The 22,481-nt window shown below is 64.9% G+C and carries 24 protein-coding genes and 1 pseudogene; 12 read left to right on the top strand and 13 right to left on the bottom strand.

Features of this window, described 5'->3' with window-relative positions; genetic code table 11:
• Positions 1-8: 8 nt before the first annotated feature.
• Positions 9-887, bottom strand: coding sequence for an NmrA/HSCARG family protein (locus P1K31_RS07600; protein WP_276305683.1), 879 nt, complete (start codon positions 885-887; stop codon positions 9-11).
• 235 nt (positions 888-1,122) lie between these two features.
• On the opposite strand from P1K31_RS07600, the pseudogene P1K31_RS22210 reads away from it, so the two are divergent.
• Positions 1,123-1,224, top strand: a pseudogene (locus P1K31_RS22210) (hypothetical protein); the annotation flags it as partial.
• A gap of 35 nt (positions 1,225-1,259) precedes the next feature.
• Complete coding sequence (locus P1K31_RS07605) at positions 1,260-1,694, top strand: hypothetical protein (RefSeq protein ID WP_276305684.1); 435 nt, start codon at positions 1,260-1,262, stop codon at positions 1,692-1,694.
• 56 nt (positions 1,695-1,750) lie between these two features.
• On the opposite strand, the gene P1K31_RS07610 is transcribed toward P1K31_RS07605, so the two are convergent.
• Both P1K31_RS07610 and P1K31_RS07615 read right to left on the bottom strand, forming a co-directional pair.
• Positions 1,751-2,503, bottom strand: coding sequence for a DUF2797 domain-containing protein (locus P1K31_RS07610; protein ID WP_276305685.1), 753 nt, complete (start codon positions 2,501-2,503; stop codon positions 1,751-1,753).
• A gap of 57 nt (positions 2,504-2,560) precedes the next feature.
• On the bottom strand, positions 2,561-2,752 hold the full coding sequence (locus tag P1K31_RS07615; protein WP_276305686.1) for a hypothetical protein: 192 nt from the start codon (positions 2,750-2,752) through the stop codon (positions 2,561-2,563).
• A 72-nt stretch (positions 2,753-2,824) separates the two neighbouring features.
• Here P1K31_RS07615 and P1K31_RS07620 point away from each other — a divergent pair, with 72 nt between their 5' ends.
• Both P1K31_RS07620 and P1K31_RS07625 read left to right on the top strand, forming a co-directional pair.
• Positions 2,825-3,562 carry a restriction endonuclease gene (locus tag P1K31_RS07620; protein ID WP_276305687.1) on the top strand — a complete coding sequence of 246 codons (738 nt, stop codon included), beginning with the start codon at positions 2,825-2,827 and terminating at the stop codon, positions 3,560-3,562.
• Positions 3,563-3,681: 119 nt separating this feature from the next.
• The gene (locus P1K31_RS07625; RefSeq protein WP_276305688.1) at positions 3,682-4,428 is read left to right on the top strand and encodes a hypothetical protein; all 747 of its coding nucleotides are present in this window, start codon (positions 3,682-3,684) and stop codon (positions 4,426-4,428) included.
• A gap of 294 nt (positions 4,429-4,722) precedes the next feature.
• Here P1K31_RS07625 and P1K31_RS07630 read toward each other — a convergent pair whose 3' ends face one another.
• Positions 4,723-5,496 carry a DUF7345 domain-containing protein gene (locus P1K31_RS07630; protein ID WP_276305689.1) on the bottom strand — a complete coding sequence of 258 codons (774 nt, stop codon included), beginning with the start codon at positions 5,494-5,496 and terminating at the stop codon, positions 4,723-4,725.
• A 74-nt stretch (positions 5,497-5,570) separates the two neighbouring features.
• Entirely contained in the window at positions 5,571-7,325 is a 1,755-nt protein-coding gene (locus P1K31_RS07635; protein WP_276305690.1) for a DUF7096 domain-containing protein, read from the bottom strand.
• Positions 7,326-7,548: 223 nt separating this feature from the next.
• Here P1K31_RS07635 and P1K31_RS07640 point away from each other — a divergent pair, with 223 nt between their 5' ends.
• Complete coding sequence (locus P1K31_RS07640; RefSeq protein WP_276305691.1) at positions 7,549-8,679, top strand: helix-turn-helix transcriptional regulator; 1,131 nt, start codon at positions 7,549-7,551, stop codon at positions 8,677-8,679.
• A 482-nt stretch (positions 8,680-9,161) separates the two neighbouring features.
• Here the strand turns inward: P1K31_RS07640 and P1K31_RS07645 are convergent, their stop codons facing one another.
• On the bottom strand, positions 9,162-9,707 hold the full coding sequence (locus tag P1K31_RS07645; RefSeq protein WP_276305692.1) for a transposase: 546 nt from the start codon (positions 9,705-9,707) through the stop codon (positions 9,162-9,164).
• Positions 9,708-9,762: 55 nt separating this feature from the next.
• A complete protein-coding gene (locus P1K31_RS07650) occupies positions 9,763-10,848 on the bottom strand; it encodes a hypothetical protein (protein WP_276305693.1) in 1,086 nt (361 codons plus the stop codon).
• A 187-nt stretch (positions 10,849-11,035) separates the two neighbouring features.
• On the opposite strand from P1K31_RS07650, the gene P1K31_RS07655 reads away from it, so the two are divergent.
• Positions 11,036-11,563: a hypothetical protein gene (locus P1K31_RS07655; protein ID WP_276305694.1), complete on the top strand. Its 528-nt coding sequence runs from the start codon at positions 11,036-11,038 to the stop codon at positions 11,561-11,563.
• 29 nt (positions 11,564-11,592) lie between these two features.
• Here the strand turns inward: P1K31_RS07655 and P1K31_RS07660 are convergent, their stop codons facing one another.
• Together P1K31_RS07660 and P1K31_RS07665 are read right to left on the bottom strand one after the other, a co-directional pair.
• On the bottom strand, positions 11,593-13,548 hold the full coding sequence (locus P1K31_RS07660) for a hypothetical protein (protein WP_276305695.1): 1,956 nt from the start codon (positions 13,546-13,548) through the stop codon (positions 11,593-11,595).
• Positions 13,545-14,447 (bottom strand): hypothetical protein, encoded by a 903-nt coding sequence (locus P1K31_RS07665; protein ID WP_276305696.1) that lies wholly within the window; start codon positions 14,445-14,447, stop codon positions 13,545-13,547. The genes P1K31_RS07660 and P1K31_RS07665 overlap by 4 nt, the downstream gene beginning before the upstream one ends.
• 525 nt (positions 14,448-14,972) lie before the next feature.
• On the opposite strand from P1K31_RS07665, the gene P1K31_RS07670 reads away from it, so the two are divergent.
• Positions 14,973-15,287, top strand: coding sequence for a BsuPI-related putative proteinase inhibitor (locus P1K31_RS07670; RefSeq protein ID WP_276305697.1), 315 nt, complete (start codon positions 14,973-14,975; stop codon positions 15,285-15,287).
• A gap of 2 nt (positions 15,288-15,289) precedes the next feature.
• Here the strand turns inward: P1K31_RS07670 and P1K31_RS07675 are convergent, their stop codons facing one another.
• Entirely contained in the window at positions 15,290-16,222 is a 933-nt protein-coding gene (locus P1K31_RS07675) for an NAD-dependent epimerase/dehydratase family protein (protein WP_276305698.1), read from the bottom strand.
• Between the two features lie 89 nt (positions 16,223-16,311).
• Here P1K31_RS07675 and P1K31_RS07680 point away from each other — a divergent pair, with 89 nt between their 5' ends.
• Positions 16,312-16,872 (top strand): tRNA (cytidine(56)-2'-O)-methyltransferase, encoded by a 561-nt coding sequence (locus P1K31_RS07680; RefSeq protein WP_276305699.1) that lies wholly within the window; start codon positions 16,312-16,314, stop codon positions 16,870-16,872.
• Between the two features lie 71 nt (positions 16,873-16,943).
• Here P1K31_RS07680 and P1K31_RS07685 read toward each other — a convergent pair whose 3' ends face one another.
• From P1K31_RS07685 to P1K31_RS07695, 3 genes are all read right to left on the bottom strand, one after another.
• The gene (locus tag P1K31_RS07685) at positions 16,944-18,143 is read right to left on the bottom strand and encodes an AI-2E family transporter (RefSeq protein WP_276305700.1); all 1,200 of its coding nucleotides are present in this window, start codon (positions 18,141-18,143) and stop codon (positions 16,944-16,946) included.
• 263 nt (positions 18,144-18,406) lie between these two features.
• The gene (locus tag P1K31_RS07690; protein WP_368410851.1) at positions 18,407-19,018 is read right to left on the bottom strand and encodes an HdeD family acid-resistance protein; all 612 of its coding nucleotides are present in this window, start codon (positions 19,016-19,018) and stop codon (positions 18,407-18,409) included.
• A 138-nt stretch (positions 19,019-19,156) separates the two neighbouring features.
• Entirely contained in the window at positions 19,157-19,510 is a 354-nt protein-coding gene (locus tag P1K31_RS07695; RefSeq protein WP_276305701.1) for a hypothetical protein, read from the bottom strand.
• Positions 19,511-19,602: 92 nt separating this feature from the next.
• Between P1K31_RS07695 and P1K31_RS07700 the strand changes: the two genes are divergently transcribed.
• Genes P1K31_RS07700 through P1K31_RS07715 form a run of 4 tightly spaced genes read left to right on the top strand, consistent with a single transcriptional unit; the run spans position 19,603 to position 22,258 of the window.
• Positions 19,603-20,121: a transcription factor gene (locus P1K31_RS07700; RefSeq protein ID WP_276305702.1), complete on the top strand. Its 519-nt coding sequence runs from the start codon at positions 19,603-19,605 to the stop codon at positions 20,119-20,121.
• Positions 20,121-20,786, top strand: a complete 666-nt coding sequence (locus P1K31_RS07705; RefSeq protein ID WP_276305703.1) for a DUF2110 family protein — start codon at positions 20,121-20,123, stop codon at positions 20,784-20,786. The genes P1K31_RS07700 and P1K31_RS07705 overlap by 1 nt, the downstream gene beginning before the upstream one ends.
• The gene (locus P1K31_RS07710) at positions 20,783-21,514 is read left to right on the top strand and encodes a DUF5803 family protein (RefSeq protein WP_276305704.1); all 732 of its coding nucleotides are present in this window, start codon (positions 20,783-20,785) and stop codon (positions 21,512-21,514) included. The genes P1K31_RS07705 and P1K31_RS07710 overlap by 4 nt, the downstream gene beginning before the upstream one ends.
• Positions 21,515-21,553: 39 nt before the next feature.
• Entirely contained in the window at positions 21,554-22,258 is a 705-nt protein-coding gene (locus P1K31_RS07715; protein ID WP_276305705.1) for a competence/damage-inducible protein A, read from the top strand.
• Positions 22,259-22,481 lie beyond the last annotated feature (223 nt).

The following is a 22,481-nucleotide window of genomic DNA, read 5'->3' on the forward strand; positions in this document are numbered from 1 at the left end:
GCGCGCTCTCACGAGGCCGACCGCGGCGGCGGCGACCAGACGTCGCTCGCGCGGAGGTACTCCTCGAACGTGCGCGGGGTGAACCCGTACTCGGGGACGAGCGCGTCGACGTCGATGCCGTACCCGTGTTCGTTGAACCAGGCGTACGTGTCCGCGAGTTCGTCGCCGGCGATCGCGCGGTACTCCTCCACGGGTAGGTGGACCGCGGTCACGCTCCGGCCGAGGACCGCCGCGACCGCCTCGGCCAGTTCCGACAGCGTTCTGGCGTCGCCCGCGAGGTCGATGGACGCGCCGACGAACCGATCCGGGTCGGCGAACGCGCTCGCGACCAGCCGTCCTACGTCGCTCACGTCGACGAGGTCGAGGCGCGTCTCGATCTCGAGGGGGAGCGCCAGCCGCCCGCCGAGGACCTCCTCGCGCATCCGCTCTACGTTCTGCATGAAATACACCGGCCGGATCACCGTCGCCGCGAGGTCGAGGTCCCGCACGTGGCGCTCGACGGCGTACTTCGACTCGAAGTGTTCGAGACCGGTGTCGCGATCCGCCCCGGCGACGGAACTGAGCACGAAGTACGGGACCCCGGCCGCCGCCGCGGCCGTCGCGAGCGTCTCGCCCTGCTCGATCTCGGCGGCGACGCCGTCCTCGAAGTAGGTCGTGACGCAGTAGACGCCGTCCATCCCCTCCGCGAGCGGTCCCATCTCTGCGTCGTCGCGCATGTCGCCCTCGACGACGTGGACCCCCCGGGCGGACAGCGCGCGCGCCGCCTCGCCGTGTGCGTCCCGCGTGAGTCCGAAGACCTCGTACTCCCCGTACTCGCCGGAGAGCAGGTGATCGACGACCGCACCGCCCTGAAAGCCCGTCGCTCCCGCGACCAGAATCCGTTTCATGGCGATAGTGGAGACGCGCCGGGTGGAGATAAGGTATGATAATCATTGGCACGATCCTGGGTTCGTCCCCCGCCGCGGACCGTCACGGTGGACGGCGCTGCGAGCGGGACAGTCGTCGCTCGTCGTTCGTCGCGAGAGCCGTTACTGTACTCGGAGCGCCGGTCGCCGCCCCCATCGGCGGGGCTGAACGGTACGCGAGCGCTTCGGCGGTCATCGGCCGGGGGTCGCGCCGCGCTACGGGCCGATCTACCGGGCGGCGTTCGACGTCGTCGTCCTGCCCCTCGCGCTCGCCGGCGTCTCGAGCGTCCTCGACGACCCGTGGAACGAGTGGGTATAACCACGCTTTTGTGGCGGGCGTGCGAAGTTCGCGCCATGGCCGACGACGAGGAACCATCGAGCGACGAGGAGCGAACGGCAGACGACGAGTCCCCCGACGAGTCGACCGAGGAGGGCGGCGAGAAGTCCTTCCGCGAGCGCGTCGAGGAGATCCGACAGCAGCGCGAACAGGAGCGGGAGGAGGGCGGCGAGTCCCGCGAGGAGCGTCTCGAGGAGGCCTTCGGCGGGGGCGGCGGGCCCGGCGGCATGGGCGGCAACCCCTTCGCGCAGATGATGGGCGGGATGATGGGCGGCGGCGGGCCCGGCGGTATGGGCGGCGGCCCGGGCGGGCCCGGCGGCATGGGCGGCCCCGGCCAGCGCGGTCGCGGCGAGGAGCGCGAGGAACTCGTCCGTGAGGTCCGCAAGGTCCGCGACGAACTGCACGACATCCGCCGCGAGCTGGAGCGCATCGGCGACGCGCTCGAGGACTGATCGGACCCGACCACCCGACGCTCGCCTCTCCCGGTGCGACGAACGACGGGCGACGGCTAGAACCGCGCGAGGCTCGACTGTAGCTGTCGCTCGCTCGCGCCCTCCCGAAGCTCGTAGCCCACGAGGTCGCGCGCGTCGACCGCGTACGCGCTGCCCGCCCGCTCCAGGACGAGCAGTCGCCCCTTCGTCCCGACGACGGTACCCGTGGCGAGCGTCTCGGGTATCGGCTGGTCGTCGAGCGGGAGGTCGTAGTCGAACTCGAACCGCTCCACGACGTCGAAGTCCGCGAGCAGCGACTCCCAGGCCGCTTCGTCGACGGCGCGGTGGAGACCGGCTACCTTCTCAGGGACGCGCACCCGGTCGGTGAGCGTCCGCGCGATCTCGGCCTCCAGTTCGCGCGCGATGCGGCCGTTCGAGGCGGTGTGGACGTGCGCCGCGCGGTCGGCCCCCTGCTCGCGCAGCCGGGTCTCAAGTCGTTCGAGGCGCGTGACGCCCACCTTGAACGTGGCCGGGGCGAACGCCGCGAGGTAGACGGCGTGCTCCTGGTAGCAGTCCATCTCGTCCTTGAGACACGTTCCGGTGCAGCGGGCGCAGACCCACGTCGAGGCGTGGGCCTCGCAGTACGGCGCGGTCGGGGCAGAGCACGGCACGTGGCCGTCGTCGGTGAGCGTTCCGGCGCAGTGGCGCGCCCCGAGGCTGTACTCGAGCCGCGCACCCCGGTCGAGCGGGAGCCGATCGACCGCCCCGGGGGACGCGTCGCTGGTCACGAGGAGGGCGAGGTCCGGTCGCTGGTAGCCGACGACCTGCACGCCGGTGAGTCGGTGCGCGTCCGATATACGCTGTTCGGACGCGATCGCCCGTCGACGCTAGTCGAGCTTCGACTGGCCCGGCGGCAGGCCGTGCTCGGCGCGGTAGTCGAGCAGTTCCCGGTACCGTCCGACCTCGATGGGACAGTCCGAGCGCGGTTTCGCGGTGCAGGTGAGGATCAGGTCCGCCTCCTCGTCCGCGTCCTCCGGAACGACGATCTCGACGCGATGCTCGATGGAGGGTATTCTCACGGCCGGGGGAACGTCCGACGACCCGTCGAGGGACGCGCGAAGGGTCTTAAGCGCGGACGACGAACCGTGTTTGTGAAAGACAGCCACGACGTCGAGGCGCTCCAGCGCCTCCCCCCGGAGCGGTTCGCCGACCTCGTCCGCGAGTTCGCGCTCGCGCGCTGGGACGGCTGGTCGGTCGAGGTCGCGCCGCCCACGCCCGCGGGCGGCATCGACGTCCGTCTCGGGCGCGGCGGGGAGCGCCGCCTCGTCCACGTCCGCCACTACCCTCCCTCGAGCCGCGTCGATTCGACCGTCGTCCGCGACCTCGTCGCCCTCCGGTCCGAGGGCGACGTCGACCGCGTCTCGCTGGCGACGACGTCGACGGTCGCGCCGGACGCCGAGCGCACGGCGACGGCGGCCGGCATCGACCTCCTCGACGGACCCGCGTTGGCGCGGACGATCGTCGAGGCGGGCGTCGAGATTCCGCCGTCGGACGCCGAGGGGTTCGTCTCCGGGGCGACGGTTCCCGCGCTCGACGAGTGGCCCGACGACGTGGTCGAGCGCGTCGCCGCCGCCGTCGCCGAGCTCGACGAGGCGGCGCCGGACGACCGGCGCGTGACGCGGACGAGCACGTACACGGACGTGGACTACTACCACCCGGCGGTCCCCGGACTGTTCGCGAAGGCGCGCATCACGAGCCACAGCTTCCTCGCCTACGTCCGCATCGACGGTCGACTCCGGCCGATCGTGCGCCTCTCGGTCTATCAGAGCGGCGGCGCGCTCCACGGTGCCGAGGAGGAGCTCTCGACGGCGATTCGGCGGGCGCTCTGACGTCAGGCGCGAAGGAAGCGGGGGAGATGCGGAGGGATGCGAGTGCGTTCGGATACACGTTCTGCCGCGTCGTACTGTGCAGGCGACACCTTGACGTGGCGAACCCGCCGCCCCCCTGTATGGAAGCGGCGACCGTCGCTGCGATAGCGTTCGCGTTCGTGCTCGCCGGTGCCCACGTGTTCGCGGGGCGGCTACGCGCGTTCGGCCGGTTGCCCCACGACCTGACCGTCTCGTTCGCGGGCGGCGTGTCGGTGTCCTACGTGTTCGTCCTCCTGCTTCCCGAGGTGAACCGAGCCGTCCTCGACGTCGTGGAGAGCACGGACGCCATCGGGCGGTTCTTCAGCCGGGACGTCCACGTCTACGTCGTCGTCCTGACCGGATTCACCGCCTTCTACGGGATCCACGCCCTCGTCACGCACTCCCGGCACGGAACGGACGGCGCGGAGGACGCCGAGGACGCCTTGGACACGGTGTTCTGGGCGCACCTGCTGTCGTTCACCGGGTACAACGGACTGATCGGGTACCTCCTCTTCCACCAGGAGGAGTCGGGCGTCCTGAACCTGTTCTTTTACGCCGCCGCCATCGTGCTCCACTTCGTCATCATCGACGCGGGGTTCCGACGACACCACGGCTCCGCTTACCACCGGATCGGTCGGTGGATCCTCGCGGCGGCGGTCCTCGTCGGTGCCGGCATCGGCGTGCTCACCAGCATCGCGGCGGCGCCGTTGGCGGTGCTGTTCGCGTTCCTGGCCGGGAGCGTCGTCTTCAACAGCATCAAGGAGGAACTCCCGTCGCCGGCCGGAAGCCGGTTCGCGGCGTTCCTCCTCGGCGCGGGGGGGTACACGGCGCTTCTGCTCATGGCGTGAGAGTGACATTCGGCGTCGCGGAACGACGCCCGGTCGTCCGCCGGCCGAGACGCTCGGCGTCCGCGACGGGCACCCCGTCCCCGAGCGGTACAGCGCCCGGACAGACACCGTCCCGCCGTCAGAGGTCGCCGTTGACGACGTCGGCGACGCGCCGGTGATCGAACAGCCACCCGTCCTCCCCCGCGAGCGTGTCGATGCCGCTCTCCCCGTAGAGCTGGCGTGGCAGAGCAGTGATCGGGGCGTCACACGCAGGGCAATCGGACGGACGTCGAGACAGCCCGTGGCACCGTTCTGCTACGACCGACGACGATACAGCAGCAATGCCGTGCTCACCAGCAAAGCGACAGCGCCGACCCCAATCCCGAAACCGGGGGCGCCAGCTGAACTCTCGTCGTTCCCGGTCTCGGCTGCGTGTGCGTCACCTGCTGCGGTGAACGTCACCTGGAAGCCATCGAGCGCCGTCCCTGCCCGCCACGTCGCGCTGGTCTGGGTCTGAGTCGTCGGCGACGGGCGGACAGTCGCGAGTTCGTAGCCGTCGGGCCCATGGATCCTGAACGACCGATCCAGGTCGAATCCGCTCGTAAACGGCTCCTGGAGCACGAGTTGGTCACCCTCCTGTGCAGCCAACCCCTCCCACGTGACCGAAAGAGCGACGATCCCGGTGTCATTTCGCGTCGCAAACGTGATACCTGGGTCACGGATCTGCATCGACCGGCCAGACGCGTTTTCGGCTCCCGCAGCGATAGCTTGCAGCCGCGTGGCGAACCGGTCAGTTCGCTGCTCCCGTGCGGTCGTATTCGCACGGAGCGCTTCGAAGGCCTCGCGCTCGCTCTCGGTAGTCAGGTCGAACGTCATGGCCAGCGTCGCGCGTGCCGATCCGTCAGCGTGGAGCTCAACGACGAACGCTGGCTCCGCGGGCAGCTGCGATGCAGAATCAGTGGCTTGGGCTGTTCCGGCAGTTGCAGCCACTGGCGTCGTCACCAGGAACACGATGGCAACGAGCGCGCAGCCGTAGCGAACTCCCCGGCGTTCAGCGAGGCGTGTGCTCGAATCGGTACTGTCAGTCATGTCGTGGGTCATAGATGGGCAAACGTGGTATCGGAGTCAGTCTCGAGGCGAATTCGGTCAGAACGGGAGTCCACCTATCTCGCTCCGTCCTCGTCAGTTGCTTCCCCTTCTGCGTCCTCGGTTTCTTCGTCCCCCTCGTCTTCCTCACCCTCTTCGTCTGCATCGACCTGCTCGTCCTCGTCTTCCCCGGCTTCGTCCTCATCAGCGTCTTCCTCCTCGGCTTCTTCGTCGCCTTCGTCTTCCTCGTCCTCTTCGTCCTCGGCTTTGTCGCCGTCGCCCTCGTGGGCTTCTTCGGTGAGGGTGAGCGAGCCGTCCTGGATCGTGTACTCGAGTTCAGCTTCGAACGCGCCTTTGCTGACCTCAAGTTCGATATCTTCGGTCGCGTTCGTGTCGATCGTGAACGTCACCGTCCCGTCCGAACTGGTCGTTCCGACCGCCTGGCCGTTCGCGTAGACCGTCGCGTTCGAGACACCCGAGCCGTCGTAAGACACGGTCACTGACACGGTGTCGTCATCGAGCGCCGCATCCACGTTCAGGTTCCGGAAGACGTCGTCCTCGGCGGCCTCCTCGAACTCGAACTCGAGTTCACCTTCGGCCTCACCCTTCTGGGCCGTAAGTTCTGCCTCACCACTCTCGGGAAGCGTCACCGTCACCGTTCCGTCGGAGTCGGTCGTTCCGACCGCCTGGCCGTTCAAGTAGACGGTGACATTCTCGGCGGCCCCACCATTCGAGAGGACCGTCAGCGTGACCGTCGCGTTCGCCGCGGGCGTCCCCTCAGAGACGATCACCGCGAGCTCACCGTCGGCCTCGCCTTCGTCATCCTCGTCGTCTTCTTCGTTCTCGTCACGCTCCTCTGCTTCGTCCTCGTCGTCATCTGCACGGGTTTTGATCTCCTCTTCGAGCTTGTAGACCTCGCCCGAGGAACCGTCGACGCTGACCTCGGCTTCGCCGGTCCGGTTGGCGACCCCCCGGAGGACGAACGCGAACTCGTAGGCGCCTTCGTCTTGCTTCACCGTCGCTTCAGTGAGCGTCCAGGTGCCGTTTTCCGGCGTCGAGAGCGCTGCACGCGCCGTGTCGAGTGCGGCAGACTGGGTCACTGTGATGGTCCGATCCTCGTCGCGGGGGCGTTCGATCTCACGCGACTGTTCGCCGTCTTCGCTCTCGATCTCGATTTTCAATCCGTCGGCGGTCTCGAGTTCGATCTCCCCCTGTGACTCGCCGGTGAACTGCTTGAGGAGCGCCGTGGGCCCGGCACCACTGACGCTACTCAGATTCTCCACGGCGCTCTCGAGTGCCGACTGATCGATGCCAGCTGCGCGGAGTTCGAGCGCGGAGACGCTCTGTGCGCGCTGGTTGAGCTGTTCGTAGCTTCCAAGGAGGTTCGTCGCCCGCGAGTTTAGGGTGGCGAGTCGCTGGGCGTACTCGGATTTGCTAATGGCACCGGCTTCGTATGCCCCGGTCGCTTCCTCGTAGTCCTCGCGGATGTCTTCCGCCCGCTCGCGCAGTTCTTCCGCGCGGTCGGCGATGGTTTCGGCCTGCTTCTCCTCGCTGGCCCCCTCGACCGAGACTTCGAACGCGGTGTTCTCGAAATCGGTCTGAACCTCGTCGCTCGATACGTCGATAACCGTCGAGAGCTGCTGGCCGACGGTGACGTTCACGCTTGAGTTGGTACGCGTTGCGTTCTCCTGTGCGACCGTAGCGGCCATCGTCGCTGATATCTCATCGGTGGCTGCCACGCCATCGCCTCCTGACACTGCCGCTGCCGGGACGGTCATCCCGACCACGACGAGCAGTGCGAGAAGTACGTGTATGATTGACTTTCCTTTCATCGTGAGATACCTATTTTACTGGTATAGTAATAAACCGAGGAGATAGTGGGAGTGATTCGCGGACGTTTGCACTCGTTTGCAGCCGTCCTTCTCGGCCAAACCCGGGGACTCCAGTGTGTTCTGTTCTACCACGCTATCGAGGCTATCCTGTTTGGTTCGGTCCGTCGAGCGGTTCAATGAACAAACAATTTATAAGTACTCCACAGTAATCGGAGGTATCTGTATGACTGATTCCTTACGTGTCTGTCCGCTGACGGCGACAGCGATTTGCGTCATCGGGTTTTTGCTGGCGGCGGTGATTACGCCTACGGCAGTCGCAGGAGCCGCGGCTCAACCCCCACTACCTGAGACCGACAACACTGTCACCCGTATCCACGTCTCCCCGAACGGGTCGGCACAGTGGACGATCCAGATTCGGACCCGGCTCGACACCGACGATCGCGTCGCGGAGTACGAGGCGTTTCAAGCCCGTTTCCGAGACGATACGGCACGCTATCTCGACCCGTTCCGGGAGCGGATGCGGGGCGTCGTTGCTAACGCGGCGAACGCAACCGGGCGGGAAATGCGTGCCGTGAACGTCACCGCTTCGACCCGCATTCAGGAGGTCCCCCGGCGCTGGGGGATCGTCACCTACCAGTTCACCTGGACACACTTCGCTGTCCAGCAGAACGAGACGCTCGTCGTTGGGGATATTTTCCAGGGTGGGTTTTTCCTCGCAGCGAACGACACGCTCGAAGTCGAGGCCCCCGCTGGCTACGAGATCGCTCGGGTTGAACCGACGCCCACTAGCTGGGACGATGGCGGGGTAACGTGGATCGGGCGTGAGGATTTCGCCAGTGAGCACCCGCGCGTCGTGTTCACCGCGACAGGGCAGGACGCTACCGCGGGAGGCGAACGGACCAGTACGCAGCTATCGACGACCAACGGAGCGACGACGTCGCCGTTGGGTGATATCGGTCCGGGATTCTTGGTTGGCGGAACACTCCTGTTGGGGCTCGTCAGCATCGGCGCGTACACCGTCTTGCACCGACGTGACGGCCCTAACGCTACCGAACAGGCGGTGACAGGCAGTCTAGCAACGGATTCGACGGCCGCGGCGCAGGCACCGACGAGCGAGGCGGCGCCGTCGGGTGAGCCGGCGACAGGACCGGAGGTCATGACCGATACCGAACGCGTGCAGACCCTGCTCGAAGCCAACGATGGGCGAATGCGCCAGGCCGCCATCGCCGACGAGTTCGACTGGTCCGCCTCGAAGGCGTCGCGCGTCATCGGGAAGCTGGTCGACGAAGGGACGATCGAGAAACGCCAGTTGGGCCGGGAAAACCTGATCGATCTCGCAGACAACGACGAGTGAAGGACGGAGTCGTGATTACGATGCGATCAGACCTCCAAAGAGGGTTACTGCAACTTGGAACGTCATTGACGGTGCGTCAGAGACGACCGCCGGCCCTTCCTAGAGCACCCCCGTCTCACGTTAGATCGGTGAGTCGACCCCACAGCGTCCGTGTCCTATCCGACCGTTCAGATCTGAACGTCTCGACGTGCAACCCGAAGTGTCGTTTTTATTACATTACACAGTACCATGCGTGAAAATGGAACCATTACAGTCTGTAGCTTGTCCATCCTCCGAAACCCTCGAACACCAGAGGTTCGGTGGATAGTGAATCCACAAACGAAAGCAGGCGATTTCTCGGGTGACTCAGAGTCGACGAAGTGAGACAAATCGAAAGTGAAGCCCACTACTCATTCAAAAAGCGACAGGAAGGAGCGAAATCCAGAACGAATGCGAGAGCTGTCGCTACGGCAGGCGAGAACACGAGGGAAATCCTGCGACGACTATCCGTATGGGACGAGGAAGCAGGCAAGCAACTCGATAGCCTCGCCCGCCGTCAACACGGGCTCGTCACGAATCGGCTTCCCGATCTCCAGTTTCAACAGGTAGTCCGCGAGCCGCCACACGTTGTACAGCAGGCACGCGAACAGGAAGTTGAAGCAGCGCACCCGGTAGTCAGTGGAGGCCATCGTCGGGAGGAACTTCTTGATCTGCTTATACTCGTTCTCGATCTCCCAGCGCCGACTGTAGCGGTTGCAGAGTCCTCGTACGTCCTCGGGAGCCACGTCGTCACGGTTCGTCAGGAACACCGCGTAGTCGCCGCCTTCCTCCGTCGATGGGAGGTACATGAAGTTCACCTCATGGCTCACTTCGCCGTCGACGCCTACCTCCACGTCGGGTTCGACACCCACGTCCGCGATCGGGTGGTCCTCAACCTTCTCGACACCTTCTAAGGCCGCTTCGTACTCCCGTTTCGGGATAAGGTAGATGAGGTCGTGGCTATCGAGTGTGTGCAGGACGTCGTGACCGTCGAACTCGCGGTCGGCCATCACGAGATGTATATCGACGTGTTTGCTCGCTTCTTCCAGCAGTGCGTCGACGACCTCAGCTCGGCTTCGCGTCTCGACATCGTCTGTTTCCCAGTAGGACGCATCCCGGATCGGTTCGACGGCGAGGATGAGCGGGACGTTGTCGCCGACGATGGTGAGCGTCGCAAATTGATGAGCCCCGTTTCCCTCGCTCTTTGAGACCGTTCACGGGCGCGGGGAAATCGTCTTTCGCTATGCCCTCGTCGTAGTCTTCCCACGGCGAGGGGTAGAACACCGTATCGGTAATGTCGATGGCCGCGACGACCGGCTCGCGGAACGGCTTCGTATCCCGAATCGCGTCAATCGTGTTCCCGACTGCCGTACTGAAGTCGGCCTGTAGTTCCTCGAAGACGCGCTGCCACGGCTCAATCCGCCTCTTTCGGCCTGTTCCGTGGTACTCGGTGAGAGAAGATTGACGGCCCGTTGGCTTCCCGAGTTTCTTAATCGCTCGCAAGTGTGTGTCTCCGTGTGGGGTTTCGTCGCGACGGCTCATCCGCGCGAATCGCTTTGCTCCCTGTGCAGTCCCGCAGTTCGCCAGACTGAGGTAGGACTGCATCGAGAGGATGCATTCGTCGCTATACCGGGCGTTCGAGGCACGTCCTGTGTCGAACGCGGGGAAAACGTGCTCGCGGGCGGCCCGCATCGTCTCGCGGATTTTCGCTTCTGTAAGGTCGTCGGGGACCTCGCCCGTCTCGAACTCGCTGTCAGTCTCGTCTTCGCCGTCCGCACGGTCGTCGCGGATAACGTCGTGCTCAATTGCCTCTTGGCGGATGCCCTCGCCAGCGGCGACGATCAGCTCGCGGAGGTTGGCGTCGAAGCGATTACGCCAGGTGTACGAGAGGGTCTGTTGAGTCGGTGTATCGTCGAGGTCGAAGCGGATTCCGAGATACTGCCACGAGTCAAGGCGGTCGGCGAGTTCGTCGTCGCTGTAGTCGCCCGCGTACTTGTGAAGGAACAGCCGCAGCATCGGCGCGAGGTCGTAGCCGTAACTCGGCGTCTGTGTGTACTGGTCGTCGATCTCTACAAGCGGGAGATCGAGACCAGCGATAACCTGTGAGAGGTGGTCTTCGTGTTCACAGAGATCGCTGGCATGACGGACCATTCGCTCTGCGAGGGCAGACTGGCCGCCGTCACCGTCGCAAGGAGCGGATGACACCGTCTCATTGTTTCCATATCTTACTTGTCGATACTCAAGGCGTAGGGAGAGTGTTTATATACAGGTGAGCGTTTCTGAACACTACCCGCTATCAGGGGTAACTTTTTGTTGTACTCTCTTCAACTAAGATAATATGCCTCCTAGCGGTGTACGGTCGTGGCTGACTGCCCCTGATATCGATGCGCCGGCTAATGTCGTGGCTCGACATGTCGGAGTTTTCACGGCCGCCTTCTGGGTTTTTGTCCTCGTCCAGTCCTATACTTCGGTTCCAGTCGCGTACCTGCTTGCGCTTTACCCGCTACTCCTCAGCGCGGCAGTGATCCGGGGCAGTACCACAGACGCTGGTTCCCTCCGCGATGAGGCAACTCGGTTGCTCTATACAGGAGGCTCTCGATGGGCAATCTTGTTTCCCATCGGAATCGGCATTGTGAACGGCGCACTCGTCGGCGTCGTCGAAAGGCTCGTTAGTATCGGTGCTCTTCAGATGCTCCCGGTGGTTAGCCACCTTGCCACCGTGTGGACGACTGACGTCTTTTTCGCATCTGGCATTGTCGCCTTCCTAGTGTACATGTGCGTCTGGTGTCCGCTTGCGTACACGGCTGTCTCACTGCTCGTGCTGATTGGAAAAGCGGCGGGTGGACAGGCTGTGTCTGCTACCTAGTAGTGGCCGAACCGATATTCACCCCCAAACTACCCGACAGGGAAGGGACTTAACGGCCGTGTGTCCGCAGTTGCGCTGTCAAGGAGGTTATGGACCTGATCGGTGTCAAGGTGAGTGCCATCCGGTAGTTCTCCGTAGACCATGACCGGGTGATCCGCCAGGTCCCAGTTTGCCTCGTAGTTGAACAGGTAGTCGAGGTGTGGTGTCCCGTACGGGACCACCCGCTGTTCCTTGAACTCCTTCTGGAATCGCTGCCAGGCCGCATTGTGCTTCTCGTTGGTGGCAACCTCGTATGCATCATCATTCGACGTCTTGGAGACGTCAAGGAGAACCTCTAGGTTGTTGCGCTCACGGATGCTACCTTCCTCCAGATCGGGATGGTTAGCGAGCACACCGGCCTGTTTTGGGAAGACACTCGCGTCCGGAACGCGGACGAGTTTGGTTCCGTCGGCCAGCAGCGACAGCTCTACCCAACTATAGATGATAGGATTTGCAAAGTCCAAGATCAAATCGCCGATATCGGCCAGCAAGTCGCGTGCGAGATAGCGGGTGTACGGATTCGACGTGCCCCAGATAGTCGCGGCTCGCACACCGTCAACTGTTTCTCCGTTGCGGTAGAATGTCCGTTTCTCAACTCCGAAGAACCGACGGTGAGCGTGAGCACGTCGGGTACGGCTGTCGAACGCCGGGTTGCGCCCAATCGGATGGAGGTCATTGTGGAGGATTCCTTCTTCGAGAATAGTGTTCGATGTCCGGTCCGGATCGCCGGGCAAAAAATAGTCAAGCTCAAACTCGGGGTCGTCAGCCGCTGTGTTGTGAATGTTCACATCATCAGGGAACTCTCCGTTCACATACATCTGGACTGTCTCATCACTTGGAATCGTTCGTCCATCCGGAGAGTTGAACGAGATAGCGAGGTGATTTCGGAACCGGAATGCGCGATACGAGCCATCAAGCTCCTGAACGGACTTCGATTTGCCGACGAGGTCGTCCAGTCCAACCGGCGTAAGCACGCTATCACCGAGGAATGTTCCGTCGGGAGAGAAGTCGCGGGGTGGGAACGCGCTCTTGCCGTTCGGAAAGATACTGTAGTTGTCGTTACCGTTTTCCGCATCATTCTCGCTAAGACCGGGAACGTACGCAAGGGTTCCAGCCATTGCCGACACCTCCGTTCGTGGAGGAGTGGTATCGAGATCCTCAGGCGGTTTACCGGCAGTCTGCTCGATCTCTTCCTCGGTGGAGGCAGCTCCAAACCGGAGTGTAAAGGTGATCGGTTGACCAGGTATCAACGACTCGAACTCCCAGTTGAGTGCGACGACCGCGTCACCGGTTCCGGAGGTCGGATAGCGGTCGTCGTTATCCATGTTTCCGTTCAATACCTCGCTGTATCCCGGATAATCGTCAACGAGGTGTTCATCAGCAAGAAGGTTCGATCCGAACCCAGCATACGCATTCCCACCGCCGTCGCGAACGTAGACAAACTGTGGATCTGTGCGGTATACTCCGACATCATCCCAAAAGTCGTTCCGACCATCGTCAAAGTCGGCGTACTGGTAGAACTCGAAGTCCTCAAGTGACTGTCCACCACTATTGACGATGTCGTACGTCATCCGGAAGGTAGGATCGTCAGGGTCCATCTGGACCGACCGTTTAACGACTACCGGAACGCCTTCAACCGTGTATTTCGTCGTTGCAGCGTATTGGCCACCGGGCTCACCGTTGTCAGGGAATGGACTGAGTACCTCGTCTTGGTCAAAGGAAGGAACGGCCCGGTTGCCGCCAGCACTCATCGCGAAGAATTCATGATACAGCGTAGAATGGCCGTTGTAATCCCAAACCCACGTTCCTGACTCTGTTTCGCCGATATCGACACGGTACACTCCGTTGTCAATGACGATACTGTTGTCGCCGTCGGCTCCGGCTGGCAGGGATTTGCCATACGGAGGTGTCCCCGACTGCCTGTCGGACGAACCGTCACCCGTCATTCCCATCCACCTCCGAGCTGGTAGGTGGTGCCGTCAAGCGTATACCGGAGCTTCTTGGACCCTTCGACGGCGACGGTTACTGGAACGGTGGTCCCGTCGACGTATTCAAGACGGCCGCGCTCCGTACCGTCAGACGCTGATTCGAAGACGTATTCGGGGAGTTGGTGCCGTGCGCGGAGTCGGCTTAAATGAGCGGAGAGTGCGCTCGCCTCAACGGCTTCTCTACTGTTCGTCAGCCGAACGTTGTCCAGATATACCGCTGCGCCATACGAAGGCGCATTCCCCTGTCCTTCACTCCCTTCTCCCTTGCCGCGAGTTCGAGACCATGTAAGTTCGAGTTGATGAGGCCGTTCTCGGGCTTCGGCCGGGATGTCCGACATGTCCCAGAACAGCTGGAGATCGTACAGTTGCGGAACCTCGATTTCCGGGGAGATAGCTGTCGGAGAGTTCGCTTTCTGTTCCTTAGTTGATGTTCCTTTCTTCCTGTCGGTTGTCTCACCTTGCTGCCCACCGCGGTCGTGGCGGAAGATGAACTGGAACGTAACGGAACCATCGTAGCCATCAATACGGGCCACATAGACATCAGCAACCAGATACGGATAGGTGGCAAAGTCGGCATCTCGAACGGTCGTCTCAACCATCGGTTTTGGATCGTTGTTCCCATCGACACGCAAGGCGTAGTCACCGTGAGCCACCGCTTCAGGCACGGTACTCCCGTCGACACGTGCGAGTTCGACACCGCCGTTCGTTCGCCAACCATCCGTCCCGGTCTCAAAATCCCCGAGGACGACTCGGTTACCGCCTGCGGCTACCCGTGAGGGTAGCAACGATCCTAGACACATGGCCCCCGTTCCCGCGAGGACTGTCCGTCTACTCAGCTTATATGAATCTGATTTCATGTGACAGCAGCCAGTTAATTAGATAGTGAATTATTATATTTTGGGACTGTTTTGGAATTATATTCGAGTTTAAGACCTACGATATGCGAGAATGTCACCAGCCTCTACTAGGTCGCCGCAGAATCGGATACTTCGACTCTGTCGTGCCTCTTTTGGTCGACAGAAAGCTGAGCAATCTACCAATAGGTCGGCTACTCAAGACTGTGCATCAGCATCTGCGAGAAGTTTACTGGAATAGACGATGTGAGGAGAGCACGTTCTGAGAAGTAGATGCCATTCACTCTATGTTACAACTCACTTGCCCTTCTGCATGCTTCTTACCAATACTGACCCGTTGTGTAATATCACTGAGTCTATCCATACTTTCGTCTTCTAAGGAACAATCCAGTCCAGAGTGAATGTAGAACCATTATGATTTGTGGCTACTCATCCTCCGAAGCTCTGCGAACACCGAGTACGCGATTCGATATATCGTCATACGGTGTACGCCCGCACAACTATGGCCTCCGCCGCCCAGTGTCCGCTATGCTCCGAGGCGACCTCCGCGCCACCGTCGACGAGGGGGTAACGTTCGCGTTCACCGTCGAGAACACCGGCGACGAACCCGTTTCGCTCACCTTCGCAGACGCCGCGCGGGCGGACTTCGTGGTCGACGAGCGCTGGCGCTGGAGCGACGGACGGCTGTTCGCGCAGGTGCTGGGGGAGGAGACGCTCGCGCCGGGGGAGTCGCGGACCTACGAGGGGGCGTGGTCGGACCCCGAACCGGGGACCCACGAGGCGCGCGCGGAACTGCTCGCCCGCGAACAGGACTGCGAGGCGCGGACGCGATTCGAGATCTGAGGTCAGTCCGCCGTCGCGAGCAACTCGCGGGTCGCGCGGCGGACGGACTCGTCGCTCGTCAGTTCGGGCTCCCACCCGAGTTCGGCCAGGCGGTCGATGGGGAGGGACACCCGCGGGACGTCCCCAGTCCAGCCGCGGTCGCCCCCGGTGTACTCGTATCGGGGGTCGAGTCCCATCTCCTCGCTCACGATGTCGGCGACGCGGGTGACGCTCGTCGTGTCGCGCGTTCCGAGGTTGTAGACGTTGAGGTCGCCGCCCGCGCGCTCGATGACGTAGCGCATCGCCTCGACGCACTCCGCGGCGTGCATGTAGGACTTCTCCTGCTCGCCGTCGCCGAGGATCGTGAGCGTCTCGGGATCGGCGCGCAGTTTCTCGACGAAGTCCGGAACGACGCCCGCGCCGAATCGCGGCCCGACGATGTTCGCGAAGCGGAAGGTCCACACCGTGAAGCCGTGGCTGTGCGCGTACGCGGAGAGGACGGCCTCCTCGGCGAGTTTCGTCGCGCCGTAGACGCTGATCGGTTCGAGCGGACCGTAGTCCTCGGGGGTGGGTTCGCCCGTCTCGCCGTAGACGGTACACGAGGAGGTGAACGCGAGGTTCGCGACGCCCACGGCCTCCATGCGTTCGAGGAGCGCGTACGTGATGGCCGTGTTCGTCTCGAATTGCGCGCGCGGGCGGTCGGTGTCGACGTACTTGTCGGCCGCCGCGAGGTGACAGACGATATCGACGTCCCCGGTGACGGCGTCCGCGACGACGGACGGGTCGGTGAGGTCCCCCTCGACGAAGGTCGCCCCGTCGGGGACGGACGCGCGGACGCCGTTCGAGAGGTCGTCCACGACGAGGACGTCGTTGTCGGGCGCGAGGTGCGCAGCGAGGCGTGAGCCGACGAGGCCCGCCCCGCCCGTGACGACGATGCGCCGTCCGCGAAGTTCCATGCCCGGTATGGTCCCCTCGCGGGTAAAGTCGCTTCCGCCCTCGCCCCGCTTCCGAAAGCCCTACTCGCGCCGAAGCGAATCCCGGCGGTATGAGGGATCACGAAGTCGCCGTCCTGCGCCTCGGCCACCGGCCGGGCCGGGACAACCGGATGACGACCCACGTCGGCCTCACGGCCCGGGCGTTGGGGGCGGACCGCGTCGTCCTCACCGGGAACGCGACGAGGTCGAGAGAGACCATCGAGGACATCACCGATCGCTTCGGCGGCCCGTTCGTCGTCGAGCAGACCGAGGAACCGAAGCGAGTCGTCCGCGAGTTTCCGGGGGCGGTCGTCCACCTGACGATGTACGGCCTCCCCGTGCAGGACGTAGAGCGGGACGTCCGCGCCGACCACCGGGCGGGACCCCTGCTGATCGTCGTCGGCGCGGAGAAGGTCCCCTTCGACGTGTACGAGCGCGCGGACTGGAACGTCGCGGTCACCAACCAGCCCCATTCCGAGGTGGCGGGGCTCGCGGTCTTCCTCGACCGACTCTTCGAGGGACGGGAACTCGACTGGGAGTGGGAGGGCGCGACCCACCGCGTGGTTCCGAAGGCGACGGGAAAGCGGGTGGAGCCGGTCGATCCGGTCGATTCGAGTAACGGCGACGAGTAGCGGCGTGCCGGACGCGCTAGACGGGAGGGGGCGGTCGTCACCGATATATCGGATACAGCGATAGCAAATCGTCACTTCGACGGCGCTCCCTCCTCCGTCGGGTCGACGAGCGACCGATCGCGCACCCCGTCCTCGTTCCCCTCGACCGTCCGGAACTCCGGGAGCGTCGTCGTCACGTCCCGCTCGGGATCGAGCAGCCACGGGACGACGACGCGCGCGAACTCGAGGACGACCACGAGCAGGAACGGCCCGAGGAAGACGCCGTACCATCCGAACAGCAGCGGCCCGAACAGGTAGGCGAGCATGAGCGCGCCGACGTGGAGCGTCCGCCCGCTGACGATCGGCCGGAGGACGAGGTCCGGGATGGTGTCCACGATCACGATCGAGACGGCCGCGAAGGCGAGTGGGAACCACAGCGCGGCGGGGTCGTCGAGCGCGCCGCGCGCGAGGAGCGCGAGGAACACCGGGACGTAGACGAGTTTCATCCCGACGACCGGGACGAGGCTGGCGACGCCGGTGAGCATCCCGAGCAGCGCGGGTGCCGGGATCGCGACGACCGGCGAGGGGGCGACCGCGTCGAGCAGCGTGTAGGCCACCGTGCCGATCGCGCCGGTGAGGAAGGCGTTGAGGATGTTCCCGAAGAAGACGTTCTTGAGGTCGCGGTCGACGGTCCGGACGTATGTCTCCACGACCGTCCCCCCGAGGCCGAACGTCTCGCGCGTCCACTGGGCGATCCGGTGGTCGTCCCGGAGCAGGTAGAACGCCAGCGCGAGCGCGATGAACAGGTGGATGCCGACGCCGGCGAGGAGGCCGAACGAGACGGCGAGCGCGTCGAGGGCACCCTGCAGGTAGCCGTTCGTCGGCGGACCCGACTCGACGAGACGTAACCCCTCCCGGACCAGGGTGTCGATGTCGACGGCGAGCGTCGAGAAGTCTATGTACGGCTGGAGGTACCCCCGATACGGATCGAGCGCCCCCGACTCGGCGAACCGGAACAGTTCCTGCAGGGCGAGCGCGAGCGTCCAGCCGAAGACGACCACCGCGGGCAGGGTGACGACGACGAGCGCGACGAACACGGCGAGCGTCCGGGAGGGGATCACCCGCCGCAGCCGCGAGTAGATCGGTCGCGTGACGTAGTAGATGAACAGCGCGAGGATGACGGTCCCCGCGTACGAGTAGGCGACGAACAGGAGCACGCCGAGGATGACGACGGCGGCGACCCAGAGCGCCGCACGCAGACGGTCGACGCGGCGGTCGAACCGGGGGGTCATGGCTCCGGGGGCGGCACCCCCGTTGGGTCGCGTCGGGCGCGGCGGAGCGCCCCGGATCTCGTCCGGCGGAACGGCTGGTCGGTCGTGGCGGTCACATCAGTGAGACAACGCGTCCGTGGGGGATAAGCTGGCGCGCAGGTCGCGAGAGTGGACAGTCACCGGGGCAGAGGCGAGCGCCGCGCCGGCGGAAAAGCGGAACTTCGTCACGAAACGTGAATGATGCCCCGGGAAACGGGGCGGTCGTTCGACTCGGTTGCGCGTGGTTACGCGCCGCGCGCCGATCGGCGGGCCGTCGCGTCGGCCGCCTCGGCCGCGTCCCGGCCGCCCATGGCGACCATGGCCATCGAGATGCCGGTCGTGAGCAGGCTCACGCCGAACAGGAGGCCGACCGCCCAGACGGCGCTGGACGGGAGACCGGCCCAGATGAGCCCCGCCAGGACGAGCGAGACGACGCCGCTCGCGACCAGCCAGGCCCAGCGTGACTCCCCGCGAAGCCGGAGACCCATCGCGATCTCGACGACGCCGTCGATCAGGAAGTACGCGATCAGCACGAGCGTCAGCGACACCAGTCCGAGCACCGGGTCCGTCAGGAACAGGACACCCGCGACGAGGTACACCAGCGCGAGGACGACCTGCCAGAGCGCGCCCCTCCAACCGCCCGCGGAGAACGCGTGTGCGACGTGGATGACCGCGCCGACGATCAGCGCCACGCCGACGAAGATCGAGATCGACAGGCCGGTCACGAACGGGTAGACGATCGCGAGAACGCCCAGTATGGCGATCAGCGCGCCGCCGATCATGAGGCGTCGCCACGACCCGTGGAGGGTGCTCTCGGTCCGCCGCATCTCGGCGTCGCTCGAAGTTTCAGTACTCACTTTGAATCACCGACGCGGGTAGGACCGGAGAGAACTTAAGGCGTGTTGATAGATCGGACTACTGTCACGGGGGTCGGCGGTTCACCGCTCCGGTCGGGTCGTCCCCCCGACCGGTCGCGCGGCCGCCGGTCGGAGCGGTTACGGTTCGTGATGCTCCTCCCCGATGAGCGTCCAGCGGCGGTGTTCCGTGCCGTCGGGGTGTCGCTCCGACACGACGTGATAGACGTAGGGACCGTGCGGACAGTCGTCGCAGCCGCTCGGACAGGGCTGGAGCTTGTGGACCTCGGTGAACCCCTCGTGCTCGACGACGCGAACGATCTCCTCGCCGGGACCCGCCTCGATGTCCGCCTGGTCCCCGTGTCGCCGGCGGAGGAGCGCCTGCGCGTAGAGGATCGCCCGTCTGAGGTCGTGGTCGTCGAGCGCTTCGAGCGTCTCGACGACCGCTTCGGGGAGGCCCCCGGACGAGGGGGACTGCGCGCGGTCTGACGTCATGCGACAGTCGACGCCCCGGAGACGTATAGGAGTGCGGACGGGCGCTCGCCGGAACGGAAGTTTTACCCGCCCCAGCCGCGCACTTTTCCGTAATGGCCTTCGAGGAGCTACTGAACGACCCCGTTATTCAGAAATATCTCCACGAATTGGTGGGTCCCACGGGCATGCCGGTCGCCGCCGCGCCGCCGGACGGCGAGGTGACCGACGAGGAACTCGCGGAGGAACTCGGTCTCGAGTTGAACGACGTTCGTCGGGCGCTCTTCATCCTCTACGAGAACGACCTCGCGAGTTACCGTCGCCTGCGCGACGAGGACTCCGGGTGGCTCACCTATCTCTGGACGTTCGAGTACGAGAACATCCCCGAGAAGCTCGAGGAGGAGATGTACGACCTCCTCGACGCGCTCGAGGAGCGCCGTCAGTACGAGGCGGACCACGAGTTCTACCTCTGTCCCGAGGAGTCGCTGCGCTTCGAGTTCGGCGAGGCGATGGAGTTCAACTTCCAGTGCCCGAGTTGCGGGGCGGACCTGGACGCGATGAACAACGACGCCCTCGTGAACGCGATGAACGAGCGCATCGAGGCGTTGCGCGAGGAGTTGAACGTAGACGTCTGATGGTCGTTCTCGCAACGAAGATCTACGTCAGAGGGGACGCCCGGGGGCGGGCGCTCGACTCGCTCGACTCGCTCGTCGGAAACGCCCTCGGCGATCTCGAAGTAACGTGGGACGTCGGCCTCCGCAGGGACGACTTCCCGTCGGTGACGGTCGGGGGCGACGACGCCGTCGTCGCGCGCAACGTCCTCCGCGAGGAGTGGGGGGCCATCACCCCCGACTTCCGGGCGGGCGAGGAGTACGTCGGTACGCTCGAGGCGTGGGACGACGAGGGGTTCGTCCTCGACGCGGGCGAACGGATGCGGATCGCCGCCGGGAACGTCGGTCTCGGCCCCGGCACCCCCTCGCAGGTCAGGCGGCGCTTCGGCCTCGTCCAGCACGTCCCTCTCCGGTTCGTCTACGGCGACGAACCCCGACTGGCCGACGTGGAGCGCGACCGGCTCTACGACTGGACGCGCGGCGACGGTCGGGTGAACGTGAACAGCGCCACCCGCGCCGAGGTGCGCGCGACGGTCAACCGCGCGGGCCACGCCGAGGACATCGTCACCGTAGAACGCCTCGGCCTCCTCGAACAGAGCATCGTCTGCCGCGAGGACACCGACCCGCCGGGGTTGCTCTCCAGCATCGGCGGCTACCTCCCCTCGGAGCTGCTCTGCGTCATTCCATGAGACGACTGCTCGCGCTCGCGATGCTCGCCGTCCTCACGATGAGCGCGGGGTGTACCAGCCTGTTCGGCCCCGGACAGCTGAGCCAGGACCAGTTGAACCGGGATGCCTCCTACGACTGGGAGACCGACGCGACGGCGACCTACGACGTCCGGGCGAACGAGTACAGGGCGGTGTACGTCCTCGAGAACCGGACGAACCTCTCGGTGTACGACCGCAACACCTTCGGCATCGAACGGCCGCTCGACGTGTCGGCCGTCAAATACCAGTACCCGAACGGGACGGTCATCGGGCTGAACGACAGCGACGAGTTCGCCGTCACGCAGTCCCGCGAGCGGGCGACCATCGAGGTGCCGGAGGAGGGCGGCAAGGTGGCGTTCACCGTCGCGCGCAACGGGAAGACCTTCTCCACGCCGGCGTTCGTCGAGGGGGCCTCCTACGAGGTCGTCATCCCCCCCAACACGGATGTCGCGGTGCCGCTGCTGGGGAAGGTCTCGCCCGGCGGGTACACGACCGAGCGCGTCGACGGCCGCATCCACATCGAGTGGTCGTCGGTCGAGACGAGCGGCATCTCGGTGCGGTACTACCTCGATCGGGACCTGCTTATCTTCGGGTCGCTGGCGGGGATCCTCACCATCGCGGGGCTCGTCGGGAGCGCCTACTACGTCAGGCAGATCCGCGAACTCGAGCGGCGGCGACAGGAGGTCGGCCTCGACACGCGCGAGGAGTGAGCGCCCCCACTTTTAACGTCCCCCGCCGTAGCGCGGGGCATGCGCGTCGCGGTCGTGACCGTCGGTGACGAACTCCTCGCAGGCGAGACAGTGAACACGAACGCCGCGTGGCTCGGCGAGCGGCTCACGGCCCGCGGCGCGACCGTCGAGCGGGTCGTGACCGTCCCCGACCGGATCGAGGACATCGCGTCGGTCGTCCGCGAGTACCACGGGGAGTACGACGCCGTGGTCGTGACCGGCGGGCTCGGTCCCACCCACGACGACCTCACGATGGACGCGGTCGCCGCGGCGTTCGACCGCGAACTCGAGCGCAGCGAGGAGGCGCTCGCCTGGCTCGAGGAGCACGGCGGGTACGTCCGCGAGGACCTCACCGCGGGGACGGCGGACCTCCCCGCCGGGGCGCGGGTCCTCCACAACGAGGTCGGCGTCGCGCCGGGGTGCGTCCTGGAGTCCGTCTACGTCCTCCCGGGCGTCCCGGCGGAGATGAAGGCGATGTTCGGGCTCGTCGCGGAGGAGTTCGCCGGAACGAGGCGATACGTCGAGACCGTCGCGGTGGACGAACCCGAGAGCGCGCTGCTCGATCGGTTCGAGGAGCTACGGGATCGCTTCGACGTGACCGTCGGGAGCTATCCGGGGGACTACGTCCGGGTGAAGGTCCGCGGCGAGGACCGAGGGGCGGTCGAGGCGGCGGCCGCGTGGCTGCGCGAGCGGGCGACGCTGGTGGGAGCCGCGGAACGGGAGTGACGCCCGTCGCGCTCGGTGGACCGCCCTAGCGGTAGAGGTAGGAGAGCCACGCGGCGGTGAGCGCGAGGCCGCCGATGCCGATCACGTAGCCCGCGAGGTCGACGACGCCCGCCTGAACGCCCTCCTGCAAGATCACGTACATGGGCGCGGGTTCCGACGGGGAGGGCATAAGCGATACGATGCGGTGCGTCCCACCCTCGTGGGGACGCCGCGTCCGCGACGC

This window comes from Halomarina halobia (assembly GCF_029338575.1).
Classification (GTDB): Archaea; Halobacteriota; Halobacteria; order Halobacteriales; family Haloarculaceae; genus Halomarina; species Halomarina halobia.